This is a genomic window from Pseudonocardia sp. 2-7 (assembly GCF_056341085.1).
On sequence record NZ_CP094507.1, the window covers coordinates 477,708 to 490,735 of the forward strand.

The following is a 13,028-nucleotide window of genomic DNA, read 5'->3' on the forward strand; positions in this document are numbered from 1 at the left end:
TGACACGCGAGGTTCCGTCCAGGATTCTGTTAAGCGGATAAATGCTCTGACAGACAGAAAGTAGCAAGGAGTCGTCGATGACCAACCTCGACCTCGTGCTGGGGGATGTACGGCGGGGCATGATCCCTGCGCACATCTACAACGACGAGGAGATCTTCCGGCTGGAGCGGGAGCGGCTGTTCAGCCGGGCGTGGCTCTTCGTCGGGCACGAGTCGGAGATTCCGCAGGCGGGCGACTACGTGGTCCGCCGCGTGCTGGACGACTCGTTCATCATCTCCCGGGGGGAGGACGGTCAGGTCCGGGCGCTGTTCAACATGTGCCTGCACCGCGGCATGCAGGTGTGCCGCGCCGAGATGGGCAACGCGAGCCACTTCCGCTGCCCCTATCACGGCTGGTCCTACCGCAACGACGGCCGGATCGTGGGCCTGCCCTTCCACAAGGACGCCTACGGCGGCGAAGCGGGCTTCAGGCGCAAGGGGCAGACCCTTCTGCCGGCGCCCTCGCTGGATACCTACAACGGGCTGATCTTCCTGAGCATGGACCCGGACGCCCCGCCGTTGCGGGAGTACCTGGGGGACTTCACGTTCTTCCTCGACTACTACACCCGCCAGTCGAGCAGCGGGATCGAGCTGCGCGGACCGCAGCGCTGGCGGGTCAAGGCGAACTGGAAGATCGGCGCCGAGAACTTCGCCGGCGACATGTACCACACGCCGCAGACCCACACCTCGGTCGTGGAGATTGGGCTGTTCCGCGAGCCCAAGGCGGAGAAGCGCAAGGACGGCAACACCTACTGGGCGGGCAACGGCGGCGGCACCACCTACAAGCTGCCGCCGGGCACGCTGGAGGAGAAGCTGCGCTACGTCGGCTACCCCGACGTGATGATCGAGAAGATGAAGCAGCAGTGGTCCCAGGACCAGCTCGACGTGATCGGCCGGGACGGCTTCATGATCTCGGCGGCGTCGATCTTCCCGAACATGAGCTTCGTGCACAACTGGCCCCGGGTCGAGGACTCCGACGACGTGTTGCCGTTCATCTCGCTGCGGACCTGGCAGCCGGTCGGCCCGGACGAGACCGAGGTCCTGTCCTGGTTCGCGGTGGACGCCGACGCGCCGGAGGAGTTCAAGGCGCTGTCCTACAAGGCGTACCTGATGTGCTTCGGCTCGACGGGCATGTTCGAGCAGGACGACGTGGAGAACTGGGTGTCGTTGACCAACACCGCGGCGGGTTCCATGGCTCGGCGGCTGCTGCTCAACAGCCGGATGGGCATCTTGGAGGACGGCACCGAGGTGGTTCCGCCGCTGACCCATGAGCAGTACGCGGGTCCGGGGGAGGCCCACGTCGGGTACGGCGAGTACAACCAGCGCCATCTGCTCAACCGGTGGGCGGACATGCTGGAGAAGCCGGCCGACAAGGTCTCGCAGGTCGAGGTCTCCGGTGTCCCGGCGGACGGGAAGGAGGAGGGGGAATGAGCCTCGACACCGCACCCACCGGCCCGAAGGCCGCCGAGGAGAAGGTCGGCGCCAAGCCCACCGGCAACGGCGGTCCGTACTCGGCGCGATCCCGCCTCGGGGGGCATGCGCCGCGCACCGAGCGAACCGGTAGGGCCCTGCCCTTCGACGACCCGCGGCACCTGCAGGCCCACCAGTGGATGGTGGAGGAGGCCTACATCCTCGACGCGCAGAACTACGAGGACTGGCTGGACATCCTCACCGACGACATCCACTACATCATGCCGGTGCGGGTCACCACCGCGTTGACCGCAGGCTTCGACTCGGCACCGCACATGGCGCACTTCGACGAGAACAAGTACTCGCTCTCGCGCCGGGTGGCGCGGTTCCTCACCGAGCACGCCTGGACCGAGGACCCGCCCTCGCGGCTGCGCCACCACGTCACCAACGTCCGCACGTTCGCGACCCCGAATCCGGACGAACTGATCGTCGACACCGCGATCCTGCTCTACCGCAGCCGTGGCGACGTACGCGAGGCCTCGGTGATCTCGGCGGGCCGCGAGGACCTCCTGCGCCGGGTGGGGGAGGGCTGGCAGCTGGCCCGCCGCACGATCCTGGTCGACGACTCGGTGCTGCGCACCCAGAACCTGGCGGTGTTCCTGTGACCCGCCCTGCCGGCCTGCGGTGGGAGGGCGAGGCCGAGGACGCCGCCGCCGCGGCCGCCGCTGCGGCCGAGCTCCGCGAGCTGAAGGCCCACCAGACCGGGGATGCCATCACCGTCGGCAACGAGTTCTCCGAGATCCGGGTGTCGCGGGTGGAGACCCGCAACGGCGCCCGCCTGCTGATCGAGTCCCCGAAGTCCGGCCAGTGGGTGGCCCTGTGCCCGCTCGAGGTGGAGTCCCTGACCTGGCAGAACGCGGACACCTTCTCGGCCATGATCGGCCACCCGTTCGGCCCGTTGTTCGAGGAGGAGACATGAGCGGTTGGCTCGAGGGCAAGCGCGCTCTGGTCGTGGGAGCCGGCTCCGGAATCGGCCGCGCCGTGGTCGACGCGTTCCGCGCCGAGGGCGCTCAGGTCGCGGTCCTGGAGCGGGACGAGGCCAAGTGCGAGAAGCTCGCCGCCGAGATCCCCGGTCTGCCCGTGGTCGTCGGCGACGCGACCACGCGGGAGGCGAACGAGGAGGCCGTCGCAGCGGCCGTCGAGGCCTTCGGTGGTCTCGACGTCCTGGTCAACTGCGTGGGCGTGTTCGACTTCTACCGCGGCGTCGGCGAACTCGACGCGGATCGGATCGACGACGCGTTCGACGAGATCTTCCGGGTCAACGTCAAGAGTCACCTGCACTCGGTGAAGGCGGCACTGCCGGCGCTGCGCGAGAGCCGGGGCTCGATCCTGCTCACCGAGTCCACCTCGGCGTACTACCCGGGCCGAGGCGGAGTCCTCTACGTGTCCACCAAGTTCGCCGTGCGCGGGCTGGTCACGGCGATGGCGCACGAGCTGGCGCCGGAGATCCGGGTCAACGGCGTGGCGCCCGGCGGCACGCTGAACACCGACCTGCGCGGCATCGGCAGCCTCGGGTTGGACGAGCGCAGGCTGAACGACACCCCCGGCCGCGCGGAGGAGCTCGCCGCGCGTGTGCCGCTGAAGGTGGCCCTGTCCGGTGAGGACCACGCCTGGAGCTACGTGTTCCTGGCATCGGACCGCGCACGAGGCATCACCGGCGGAGTCGTGCACCCCGACGGCGGCATCGGCGCCAAGGCCTGACAGTAGAAGGAGAGAGACGACATGGCGGTCGTGAAGGCCGATCTCGAGGCGTGCCAGGGGTACGCCAACTGCGTGGTCGGCGCGGAGGACGTGTTCGACATCGACGACGACGGCATCGTGGTGCTGCTACGCACCACCGTCGCCGACTCCGAGCGGGGTCGGGTCGAGGAGGCGGCGCGCAGCTGCCCGGTGTCGGCGCTGGTCATCGAGGACGACTGATGACCCGCACCGTCATCGTCGGGGCGTCCGTCGGCGGGGTGCGGACGGCTCAAGCACTGCGGGCCGCCGGGTACGACGGCGACATCGTCCTGGTGGGGGACGAGGCCGAGCTGCCCTACGACAAGCCGCCCCTGTCCAAGGGGCTGCTAGCCGGCACCACGAGCGTCGAGAACGTGGGCCTGCTGACCCGCGAGGCGGCGGCCGAAGCGGGCATCGAGCTCCGGCTGGGGAGCGCTGCGGTCGGCGTCGCACACGGGGCCGTGCGCCTGGCGGACGGGACCGAGCTGCCTTACGACGACCTGGTCGTCGCCACCGGTGCGCGGGCCCGCCCCTCGCCGTGGGGCACCCCGCCCGGGGTGCACGTGGTCCGCTCGCTGGACGACGCCCACCGGCTGGGCACCGCGCTGCGCGCGGGCGGGCCCCTCGTCGTGATCGGCGCCGGGTTCATCGGCGCGGAGGTCGCCGCCACGGCGCTCTGCATGGGGCTCACCGACGTCACCGTCGTCGACCCGGTCGCCGTGCCGCTGTCGCGCGTGCTGAACGAGGAGGTGGCCGGGGTCTTCGGCGACCTGCACGCCGGTCGTGGCGTGACGACGCGGTTCGGTGTCGGGGTCACCGACGTCCGGGAGGCCGGCGGGGCCCTCGAGGTCGTGCTCGACGACGGCGGCGTCCTGCCCGCGACGACGGTCGTCGTCGGCATCGGGGCAATCCCGAACGACGAGTGGCTGGCGGGCAGCGGCATCCCGACCGACGGCGGGGTGCTGTGCGACAGCTACTGCGGTTCGGTCGAGGCGCCCCACGTGTGGGCCGTCGGTGACGTCGCCCGGTGGTGGCACCCGGTGTACGACCGCTACGTTCGGCTCGAGCACTGGACCAACGCCGTCGAACAGGCCGTGTGCGTGGCGCACAACATCACGCACCCGGAGGACCTGCGCAGCCACGCGCCCGTCGAGTACGTGTGGAGCGACCAGTACGACTGGAAGATCCAGCTGGTCGGCCGCACCGGGGGCGACCTGGCCCACGTGCGGGTGGACGGCGCCGATCCCGCGCGGTCCTTCGCCGTGCTCTACGGGGACGGCACGGGCCGGTTCATCGGCGCGTTGACCGTCAACTGGCCCAAGGCTCTGGTCGCCTGCCGCCGCGCGCTGAGCAAGCCCTCGACGCCGCCGAGCACAGCGGCCGACATCCAGGGGCTGCTGGAGAGTGCCCGGCAGGCCCCACGCCCGACCGGCGCGGGGGCACGGTGAGCACCGCAGCGCCCGTCTCGACCGAGCTCGGGGCGCTGCGCGAGATCGTGGCGCAGGGCTGCCGAGTGATCGCGGGCCGCGGGCTCGCGGACGGCATCCTCGGCCACATCAGTCTGCGGGTGGACGCACACCGACTCCTCGTGCGCTGCCGCGGTTCGCGCGAGCGCGGCCTCGGGCACACGGTCCCCGACGACATCCGGCTCGTCGACCTGGATGGCGCCGAGGGCGCCCCGGGTGAGCTCGACGGCTACGCGCCCCCTAACGAGCTGCCCCTGCACACCGAGGTCCTACGCCGCCGCCCCGATGTCGAGGCCGTCCTGCACGCGCACCCCCCTGAGGTGGTCGCAGCAGACCTCGCCGGCATCGCGATCCGGCCGATCGTCGGCGCATTCGACATCCCCGGCACCCGGCTCGCCGCGGGCGGCGTCCCCGTCTACCCCCGCGGCGTGCTCGTCCGCACTCGCGGCCTCGCCGCGGAGATGACCGACGCCCTGGGGGAGCGCCCCGTCGTGCTCCTGCGGGCCCACGGCCTGACCAGCGCCGCAGCCACGGTCGAGCAGGCCGTGCTGCAGGCGGTGAGCGTGGACGGGTTGGCGCGGCTCTCGCTGCGGATCGTGTCCGCTGGCGGCACCCTCGTCGACCTCCCCGAACAGGACATGGCCGCGCTCCCCGACCTCGGCGCAGGCTTCAACACCGACACCGCCTGGCGACACGAGCTCGCCCGGCTCCGCGGGGTGGTGGATCCCGACGGGCTCCCCGCCACTCCCGCCTAGTACGGAAGGACACCCGTCGATGAGCGACGACGCCCGCGACCTCGTGGCCACGGCCTCCCGCATCCTGGCGGCCCAGGGACACGACGACCTGATCTGGGGGCACGCCTCCGTCCGGGACGACGAGGGATGTTGGATCAAGTCTGCCGAGTGGAGCCTGGGCGAGGTCACCCCGGAGCGGGTGCACCTCGTCGACGGCGCGGGCACCGTCCGCGCCGGGGACGGCCCGCGGCACAGCGAGTACCCCATCCACACCGAGATCCTCGCCGCCCGGCCGGACGTCGGCGCCGTGGTGCACACCCATCCGCCGCACGCCGTCGCCCTCGCGGCGACGGGGCAGCCGCTGCGCCCGGTCAGCCACGCGGCGAACATGTTCGTGCCGCCCGCCGTGCCCCGTTTCACGGCCACCGCGGACCTGATCCTCACTCCCGAGCTCGGCAAGCAGGTGGCGGCCGAGCTCGGTGACGCCTCGGCCGTGTTCCTGGTCAACCACGGCATCGTCACGGTGGGCCCGGACCTGCAGACCGCCACGGTCCGCGCCGTGGTCCTCGAGCGCGCCTGCTACCAGCAGCTGCTCACCCAGTCCTTCGGCGGCTGGCCCACCTGGTCCGATCCCGTCGAGTCCGCCGCCAAGCGCGAGCACATCTACAACGAGCGCGCGGTGGGAGCGGTCTGGGACCATCTCGTCCGACAGCTGGCCGCAGCGTGAGCCGGGTCCCGATCACCCTGGCCTGCTGGGACTACGACCGCACCCGGGCGTTGTCCGACGGACGGGTGCGTCCGGACGGCGTGGCGCTGACCTACCTGGACCTCCCGGTCGAGGAGACCTTCTTCCGGATGCTGCGGCACCGGGAGTTCGAGGTCGCCGAGATGTCCCTAGCGTCCTACGTGACCCACGTGGCCGCCGCCGACCAGCCCGATCTCGTCGCCATCCCGGTCTTCCCGTCGCGCGCGTTCCGCCATCACGGCGTCTACGTCCGCGCGGACGACGAGCGGGAGCACCCGGCGGACCTGGCGGGCGGCGTGGTGGGGGTACCGGAGTACCAACTGACCGCGAACGTGTGGATCCGCGGGATCCTGGCCGACCGACACGGGCTCCCCGTGTCCGCGGTGCGGTACCGCACCGGGGGCATGCACGAGCCTGGACGGATCGAGAAACAGGCGCTGGACCTGCCGGCAGACATCGAGGTGGAGCCGATCCCGGCGGACCGCACCCTCGTGCAGATGCTGCTCGACGGCGAGATCGACGCCCTCTACGCCCCGCGCACGCCCCGCCCGCTGCTTGCGGGGGAGGGCACCGTCCGCACGCTCTTCCGAGACCCGCGGGCCGAGGAGGAGCGGTACGCCGCGGACACCGGGATCTTCCCGATCATGCACACGGTGGTGCTGCGCCGCGACATCTACGACGCCCACCCGTGGGTGGCGCGGTCGCTGTTCACCGCGTTCGAGCGGGCCAAGGCGCTGACCGAGGCCCGGATGGGCGAGGTGGCGGCGAACCCCTACATGGTGCCGTGGCTGGTCGACGAGCTGGAGCGGACGCGGTCGCTGCTGGGCCGGGACTTCTGGCCCTACGGCCTCGACGCGAACCGGTCGGTCCTGGAGGTCTTCCTGCGGTACGCCCACCAGCAGGGGCTGACCGCGCGGCGCTGGGCCGCGGACGAGCTGTTCGCGCCCGAGACGCGAGAGACCTTCGTCATCTGAGGGCGACGTGAACGCGTCGCCGGGGCGGCGCTGCGTCCGCCACCCCCGTCCCCCGGTTCGCCCGGGTCCGGACGGTCCGCTGCGGCGTGCCGGTGCCCCCGATGGTCTTGGTCAGTCGTCCCTCTCGCAGGGTAGGCTCTCTGCTGTGAAGAAATCCGATCTCGATGCGGCCGCGCTTGCGGGGCCGAGGCCGCCGCAGTACCCGATCGAGTCGGTCGACAACGCGCTCAAGATCCTCCTGCTGTTCGGCGAGCGGTCCGAGGTCCGGCTCACCGACATCAGCGAGTACCTGGGCGTCGCCTCCTCCACCGCGCACCGAATGCTGGCGATGCTGCTCTACCGGGGCTTCGTCCGGCAGGACCCGCAGTCGAAGGTGTACCGACCGGGTAACGCTCTGACCGGGGTCGCCTACTCGATCCTGCAGCGCTTCGACTTCCGCAAGGAGTTGCACCCGTTCCTCGAGCGGCTCAACGCCGAGCTGCGCGAGACCGTCCACCTCGGTCTCCTCGACGGGACGACGGTGCGGTTCATCGACGCCCTCGAAAGTCCGCAGGGAGTGCGGGTGTCGTCACGCCTGGGCATGTCGATGCCGGCTTCGTCCACCTCGACCGGCAAGGCCATGCTGGCCCAGATGTCCGACGACGAGGTGCGCGCGCTGTACCCGGGGGACGAGCTGCAGGGGCTGACGGAGAAGAGCATCCGCAGCCGAGTCGAGCTTGAGCGGCAGCTTGCCCAGATCCGCAAGCGGGGGTACGCCGCCAGCTCTGAAGAGAGCGAACAGGGCGTGTCGTCCGTAGCGGTCGCCTTCGCCCCCAACCGAGCCCCCGCCCGGCTTGCCTTCAACGTCTCGCTCCCGACCTCGCGGATGTCAAGGCAACAGCAGAGCAAGATCGCGGCGGCGTTGCGGGCCGCCGTGGACGAGGCGAGCGCGGTGCTGCACGGCTGACCTTTATTGAGGTCCAGGCGGTGTCCTGTCCGTTCCCTCCTCGGTCGGTCAGCGTGATCGTCCACTCCATGCCGCAAGGAGGGCAGTGAGGAGGGGGAGTGTGCCCAGCACCACGCCCGGGACGAGCACCGCGGTCAGCAGGAGGGTGCGGGCAGCCACCGGCCACTCCTCCAGCAGGGGCATGACGAGGAGGTTCATCAGCAGGGCGATCGGGAACAGCACGATCCAGATGAGCAGCGTCGTCCGGAGCTTCGACGACCCCCGTGGGGTCCACTGCTCCAGCCCGTCCACCGAGAACGTCCGCGGTTCCCCGTCGGCCAGCGCCGCGACCTCGTCGAGCAGGTGCCTGCGGGCCGTGCTCCGTTCCCAGCGCAGGAGGTCCTCCGCGGAGGCGAACGTCACCCCGACGTGCACCGTCGTCCGCCCATCGACCGACTCCTCGCCGATATGGGTGGCGAGATGGCCGGGCATCGTCGCCGCCGCGCGGCAGAGGTCCTGCGCCCAGTCGGTCAGCGCACCGCCCGGACCGCGTGCGGTCCGGGCGGTCAGCACGCTGACCGGGAGCGGGTCCGCGGCCACCGGGTGACTCACTTCGCCGCGGGTGGGACGAGGCCCGGGGGCAGTCCCTCCATCCGGTCCTGCACCACGTCGATCAGCACCGGGCCGGGATGGGCGAGGGCCTTGTCGAACGCGGCCGGGATCTCGGCGTCGGAGGTGACCCGGATGCCGAGGGCCCCGGTGAGGCGCGCGTACTCGGCGAAGTCCGGGTTGTCGAGGAAGACACCGTGGTAGCGGCCGCCGTGCGCGGTGCGCTGTCGGTCGCGGGTGTTGCCGTAGGCGTAGTTGTTGACGATCACGTTGATCACCGGGATGCCCTCGCGCACGTACGTCTCGAGGTCCTGGGCGACCATCCAGAAGCTGCCGTCGCCGCTGATCGCGACCACGCGCTCGTCCGGTCGGGCCAGCGCCATGCCCATCGCGGCGGGGAAGCCCCAGGCCATCGCGCCGCCCGCCGAGCCGTAGTAGCTGCGCGGCCGGTCGACGGTGACGTGTCGCGCGATCCACGGCCCGAACGTGTGCACGTCCTGCACCAGTACGACGCCCTCGCGGTCGGCGAGGCGCTGCACCGCGGCGGTCAGCGCGCCTGAAGAGACCGCGCCGGTCTGCGGGGCGCCCTCGACCGGCACGCGCACCTCGTCGAACTCCTTGCGCAGCGCGGTCCGCCGCGCCCGGCGGCGTCCGTCCCGGTCCGGGTCGACGCCGTCCAGGGCGGCGGCGAGGGCCGTGGCGGCGTCGGCGGCGTCGGACACGATCCCCACCGTCGGCGGGTACACCCGACCGAGCTCCTCCGGGTCGCCGTCGGCGTGCACCAGGGCGGCCGACTCGGGGATGAGGGTCCACCGCTTGGTGGTGAACTCCGAGAACCGGCAGCCGAGCGCGACCAGCACGTCCGCCTCGCGGACGAGCCGGTCGGACACCTCGTGCGCCCCGTAGCCCAGCGCCCCGAGGAAGGCAGGGTCCGAGTGGGGTACGGCGCCCTTGCGCAACCACGTCGTCACGACGGGTGCACCAATCGCCTCCGCCAGCCGCAGCACCGCCTCCGGGTCGCGTGCCCCGTCGCCGACGATGATCGCCGGCCGCTCGGCGTCCGCGAGCAGCCGGGCCGCCTCGGCGACGCCCGCGGGGGCGGGGGCCGGGGCGTGGATCCGGGTGCGTGGCCCGGGGACCGCCGCCACCACCGCCTGCAGGACGTCCAGCGGCAGCGAGACGACGACGGGGCCCGGCCTGCCGGACACCGCCGTGCGGACCGCCCGCTGCAGCAGCTCGGGGATGCGGTCCACCTGGTGGATCTCCACGACCCACTTGCAGAAGGGCCGGAACGCCGCGACGACGTCCATCTCCTCGAACGACCGCCGCTCGGTGATGCTGCCGGGCACCTGACCGATCAGGGCGAGCATCGGGATCGACTCGTCGTGCGCGTTCTGTACGGCGATGGACAGATTCGCCGCCCCCGGGCCACGCGAGGCCAGGCACACCCCCAAGGCGTCGCCCGCCCGGGAGAAGCCGTCCGCCATGAACCCGGCGACCTGCTCGTGGCGAGTCGACAGATAACGCAGGTGCGGGTTCTGAGCCACGACGTCGATCAGGTCCATCACCGTGGTGCCGGGCAACCCGAACACGTGGGTGACGCCCTCGGCGACCAGGCAGCCCGCGACCAGGTCGGCGCCGGTGCGCGCCTCGGAGACCTCAGACAAGGACGTTCACCGCTTTGAGCTCGGTGTAGGACAGCAGCTCCTCGATACTCTCCTCGCGGCCAATGCCCGAGGACTTGGTGCCGCCGAAGGGCATGCCCAGAAGTGCCGCGACGAGCCGTTGACCCACACGTATCCGGCGTCGAGCCGGTCGGCGAGGGTCACCGCGGTGGACACGTCACGGGTCCAGATGCTGCCGGTGAGCCCGAACTGCACGCCGTTGGCGATGCGGACGGCGTCGTCCAGCTCGTCGAAGGTGAGCACCGACATGACCGGCCCGAACACCTCCTCCTGCTCGATGCGCATGCCCGGGCGGACGCCGGTTAGTACTGCAACGGCGTTTTGTTAGGCTGGTGGGCGTGGGCCGCGGCGGCGGTAGTGGCAGGTCCGGGCCTGGTGCTGGCGTCGTCGGCGCCAGGTGGACCAGGCGAGTGTGCTGGCCAGGCAGGCGGCTGGGGTGAGGATGAGGGTGGCGAGCAGACGCCGTATCTCGTTGCCGCTCAGCGGGATCAGGCCGGTCCGCTCGGCTGGAGATCCCCTTTTTCGGCCTCCTGTGCGCGGGTGACGGACAGGTAGGCGGCGGCGAGCATGGCCAGTGTGATGTGGGCGTACCAGGCTCGGTAGGAGCGGACTTGGTAGTGGTCGAGGCCGGCTTCGTTCTTGGAGGTCTGGAAGCATTCCTCGATCGCCCAGCGTGCGCCGGCGACGCGGACCAGCTCGCGCAGCGGCGTGGCCGCGGGGGCGGCGCAGCGGTAGAACGCCAGCTCCCTGTCAAGTGCCGGGTTTGGTAGAGGCTGAGTTCTCATGCTCCGGCGGGCTTCCGGGCGGTCGTGGTGGTGGCGTTCTGGATCTCGTACTCGACCGGCGGGACGAAGCCGAGTTCGCCGTGTAGTCGGCGGTGGTTGTACCAGTCGACGTACTCGGCGACCGCGAGTTCAAGGTCGCTGATCCCTGCCCACGGCCCCTTGTTGCGGATCAATTCGGCCTTGAACAACGAGTTGAATGCCTCCGCCATCGCGTTATCATAGGAATCGCCGACCGACCCGACGGAAGCGACGACACCGGCTTCGCCGAGCCGCTCAGTGTAGCGAATGGCAACGTATTGGACGCCGCGGTCCGAATGATGCGTTAACTGCGACAGATCCGCACCGCTGTGTTCCCTGATCCAGATCCCCATGTTGAGTGCGTCCAGGGCGAGATCGGTGTAGAGATGACGTGACAGCTGCCAACCCACGATTCTCCGGAAGAACGCGTCCATGACGAACGAGGCATACACCCAACCGGAATGCGTCTTGATGTAGGTGATGTCGGCGACCCACAACCGGTTCGGGGCCGTCGCGGTGAAGTCGCGCTCGACCAGGTCCGGGCGCAGGTCGGGGCTGTCGGCACGGATGGTGGTCCGCGGCACCCGCTGCCGCCGGACACCGCGCAGGCCTGCGGCTTTCATGAGCCGGCCGACGGTGCACCGCGCGACCGGCCGGTCGTCCACGCCGCCTTCGCGGCCCAGCTGTGCCCAGACTTTCCGGACGCCGTAGACGCCGTAGTTCTCGGCGTGCACGCGTGCGATCTCGGCGGAGACGAGGATGTCGCGTTCCGCCCGGGCCGAGGGTGGACGGGTCTTCGCCGCGTAGTAGGTACTCGGGGCGATCGGGATACCGGCGTCTTTCAGCACGGCACAGATCGGCTCGACCCCGAACTCGTTCCTGTTCTTGTCGATGTAGTCGGTGACTACCGTTGCGGGCGGTCGAGCTCCGCCGCGAAGAAAGCCGAAGCGGACTTGAGAATGGCGTTGGCCCGGCGGAGTTCACGGTTCTCCCGCTCCAGCTCCGCCAGCCGAGCGGCCTGATCGGTCGTCGTCCCAGGCCGGGATCCGGCGTCGATCTCGGCTTGCTTCACCCAGCCGCGCAGGGTTTCCGGATGGATTCCCAGCTGGTCACCGATACGGCGGCAGACGTTCCTGCCGGCGTTGACAGGGTCGACCTTGGCGTCGAGGACCAGCCGGATCGCTCGTTCCCGCAGCTCGTTGGGGTGCTTCCGTGGGGCTGCCATCGCTGCTCATCATCTCCTGGCTTGACACCCTCCATCAAACCCGGCGCGAGACATAGTGAATGGTGATGTCCATGCCACTCACGCTAGATCCGGCTGCGGAGGTTCAGCTTCTCGAATCCTGATCGGTCTGGTGACCTGCTTGGCGAGGCACGGCGGGATACCTTCGGCTGCTCGCGAGTGGTCGCGGCGGTAGACGCTCGGCGGCACGCCCACCAGCTCGGTGAACCTGGTGCTGAACGTCCCCAGTGACGAGGAGCCCACCGCGAAGCACACCTCGGTGACGGTGAGGTCCCCGCGACGCAACAGCGTCATCGCGCGCTCGACCCGCCGGGTCATCAGGTATGCGTAGGGCGATTCCCCGTAGATCCGGCGGAACTCCCTGCTCAGGTGGCCGGCGGACATGTTCGCGCCGCGGGCGAGGGCCTCGAGATTCAGCGGTTGGGCGTACTCACGGTCGATCCGGTCCCGGACCCGGCGGATCACCACGATGTCCCGCAACCGCTGCGCCTGCGCGCGACCAGGAGCCACCTCGGCATCGTCGCATCCACGGGCCGGCCGCCCGTACCTCGATATCGATCACGATTCGAGAAGCCCCGCCGCCGCCGACCTCCGTCGCGTTCGTCCACACAGCACAC

The 13,028-nt window shown here is 70.6% G+C and carries 15 protein-coding genes, 2 pseudogenes and 1 other annotated feature; of the genes and pseudogenes, 10 read left to right on the forward strand and 7 right to left on the reverse strand.

What is annotated here, in order from left to right:
- The first annotated feature begins 77 nt into the window (after window positions 1-77).
- The 10 genes from MTO91_RS02435 (at window position 78) to MTO91_RS02480 (ending at window position 8,092) form a co-directional block, all read left to right on the forward strand.
- Window positions 78-1,469, forward strand: coding sequence for a Rieske 2Fe-2S domain-containing protein (locus MTO91_RS02435; protein WP_476653605.1), 1,392 nt, complete (start codon window positions 78-80; stop codon window positions 1,467-1,469).
- Window positions 1,466-2,113 (forward strand): 3-phenylpropionate/cinnamic acid dioxygenase subunit beta, encoded by a 648-nt coding sequence (locus MTO91_RS02440; RefSeq protein ID WP_476653606.1) that lies wholly within the window; start codon window positions 1,466-1,468, stop codon window positions 2,111-2,113. The genes MTO91_RS02435 and MTO91_RS02440 overlap by 4 nt, the downstream gene beginning before the upstream one ends.
- Complete coding sequence (locus MTO91_RS02445; protein WP_476653607.1) at window positions 2,110-2,427, forward strand: hypothetical protein; 318 nt, start codon at window positions 2,110-2,112, stop codon at window positions 2,425-2,427. The genes MTO91_RS02440 and MTO91_RS02445 overlap by 4 nt, the downstream gene beginning before the upstream one ends.
- Window positions 2,424-3,209, forward strand: a complete 786-nt coding sequence (gene hcaB, locus MTO91_RS02450; protein ID WP_476653608.1) for a 3-(cis-5,6-dihydroxycyclohexa-1,3-dien-1-yl)propanoate dehydrogenase — start codon at window positions 2,424-2,426, stop codon at window positions 3,207-3,209. The genes MTO91_RS02445 and hcaB overlap by 4 nt, the downstream gene beginning before the upstream one ends.
- Window positions 3,210-3,230: 21 nt before the next feature.
- The gene (locus tag MTO91_RS02455) at window positions 3,231-3,428 is read left to right on the forward strand and encodes a ferredoxin (RefSeq protein WP_379653263.1); all 198 of its coding nucleotides are present in this window, start codon (window positions 3,231-3,233) and stop codon (window positions 3,426-3,428) included.
- Window positions 3,428-4,675 (forward strand): NAD(P)/FAD-dependent oxidoreductase, encoded by a 1,248-nt coding sequence (locus tag MTO91_RS02460; protein WP_476653610.1) that lies wholly within the window; start codon window positions 3,428-3,430, stop codon window positions 4,673-4,675. The genes MTO91_RS02455 and MTO91_RS02460 overlap by 1 nt, the downstream gene beginning before the upstream one ends.
- The gene (gene phtC, locus MTO91_RS02465; protein WP_476653612.1) at window positions 4,672-5,448 is read left to right on the forward strand and encodes a 3,4-dihydroxyphthalate decarboxylase; all 777 of its coding nucleotides are present in this window, start codon (window positions 4,672-4,674) and stop codon (window positions 5,446-5,448) included. Before MTO91_RS02460 ends, phtC begins: the two co-directional genes overlap by 4 nt.
- A 19-nt stretch (window positions 5,449-5,467) precedes the next feature.
- Entirely contained in the window at window positions 5,468-6,154 is a 687-nt protein-coding gene (locus MTO91_RS02470) for a class II aldolase/adducin family protein (protein WP_476653613.1), read from the forward strand.
- Window positions 6,151-7,146 carry a substrate-binding domain-containing protein gene (locus tag MTO91_RS02475; RefSeq protein ID WP_476653614.1) on the forward strand — a complete coding sequence of 332 codons (996 nt, stop codon included), beginning with the start codon at window positions 6,151-6,153 and terminating at the stop codon, window positions 7,144-7,146. Before MTO91_RS02470 ends, MTO91_RS02475 begins: the two co-directional genes overlap by 4 nt.
- 145 nt (window positions 7,147-7,291) lie before the next feature.
- Entirely contained in the window at window positions 7,292-8,092 is an 801-nt protein-coding gene (locus MTO91_RS02480; protein WP_476653616.1) for an IclR family transcriptional regulator, read from the forward strand.
- 48 nt (window positions 8,093-8,140) lie between these two features.
- Here MTO91_RS02480 and MTO91_RS02485 read toward each other — a convergent pair whose 3' ends face one another.
- The 7 genes and pseudogenes from MTO91_RS02485 to MTO91_RS02515 all read right to left on the reverse strand — a co-directional run bounded on the left by MTO91_RS02485 (window position 8,141) and on the right by MTO91_RS02515 (window position 12,921).
- Entirely contained in the window at window positions 8,141-8,671 is a 531-nt protein-coding gene (locus MTO91_RS02485; protein WP_476653617.1) for a hypothetical protein, read from the reverse strand.
- Window positions 8,672-8,679: 8 nt separating this feature from the next.
- A complete protein-coding gene (locus MTO91_RS02490; RefSeq protein WP_476653618.1) occupies window positions 8,680-10,347 on the reverse strand; it encodes a thiamine pyrophosphate-binding protein in 1,668 nt (555 codons plus the stop codon).
- Entirely contained in the window at window positions 10,340-10,441 is a 102-nt protein-coding gene (locus MTO91_RS02495; protein WP_476653620.1) for an aldehyde dehydrogenase family protein, read from the reverse strand. The genes MTO91_RS02490 and MTO91_RS02495 overlap by 8 nt, the downstream gene beginning before the upstream one ends.
- A gap of 74 nt (window positions 10,442-10,515) precedes the next feature.
- Window positions 10,516-10,650: pseudogene (locus MTO91_RS02500) on the reverse strand (aldehyde dehydrogenase family protein); the annotation flags it as partial.
- Window positions 10,651-10,853: 203 nt separating this feature from the next.
- Window positions 10,854-11,111: pseudogene (locus tag MTO91_RS02505) on the reverse strand (IS701 family transposase); the annotation flags it as partial.
- Between the two features lie 35 nt (window positions 11,112-11,146).
- Window positions 11,147-12,393 (reverse strand): IS3 family transposase gene (locus tag MTO91_RS02510; RefSeq protein WP_476653622.1). Its coding sequence is split into 2 segments (ribosomal slippage): window positions 11,147-12,111 and window positions 12,111-12,393, totalling 1,248 coding nucleotides; the frame shifts between segments, so codons are not numbered across the junction.
- Window positions 11,984-12,112: a sequence feature (AL1L pseudoknot), on the reverse strand. It overlaps the preceding gene by 129 nt.
- Window positions 12,394-12,471: 78 nt before the next feature.
- The gene (locus tag MTO91_RS02515) at window positions 12,472-12,921 is read right to left on the reverse strand and encodes a helix-turn-helix transcriptional regulator (RefSeq protein WP_208820683.1); all 450 of its coding nucleotides are present in this window, start codon (window positions 12,919-12,921) and stop codon (window positions 12,472-12,474) included.
- Window positions 12,922-13,028 lie beyond the last annotated feature (107 nt).

Bases quoted from the DNA above. Each gene is read 5' to 3' on its own strand.
- MTO91_RS02435 (WP_476653605.1), top strand. From the start codon at position 78: ATGACCAACCTCGACCTCGTGCTGGGGGATGTACGGCGGGGCATGATC.
- MTO91_RS02440 (WP_476653606.1), top strand. From the start codon at position 1,466: ATGAGCCTCGACACCGCACCCACCGGCCCGAAGGCCGCCGAGGAGAAG.
- hcaB (WP_476653608.1), top strand. From the start codon at position 2,424: ATGAGCGGTTGGCTCGAGGGCAAGCGCGCTCTGGTCGTGGGAGCCGGC.
- MTO91_RS02455 (WP_379653263.1), top strand. From the start codon at position 3,231: ATGGCGGTCGTGAAGGCCGATCTCGAGGCGTGCCAGGGGTACGCCAAC.
- MTO91_RS02460 (WP_476653610.1), top strand. From the start codon at position 3,428: ATGACCCGCACCGTCATCGTCGGGGCGTCCGTCGGCGGGGTGCGGACG.
- MTO91_RS02470 (WP_476653613.1), top strand. From the start codon at position 5,468: ATGAGCGACGACGCCCGCGACCTCGTGGCCACGGCCTCCCGCATCCTG.
- MTO91_RS02495 (WP_476653620.1), bottom strand. From the start codon at position 10,441: ATGCCCTTCGGCGGCACCAAGTCCTCGGGCATTGGCCGCGAGGAGAGT.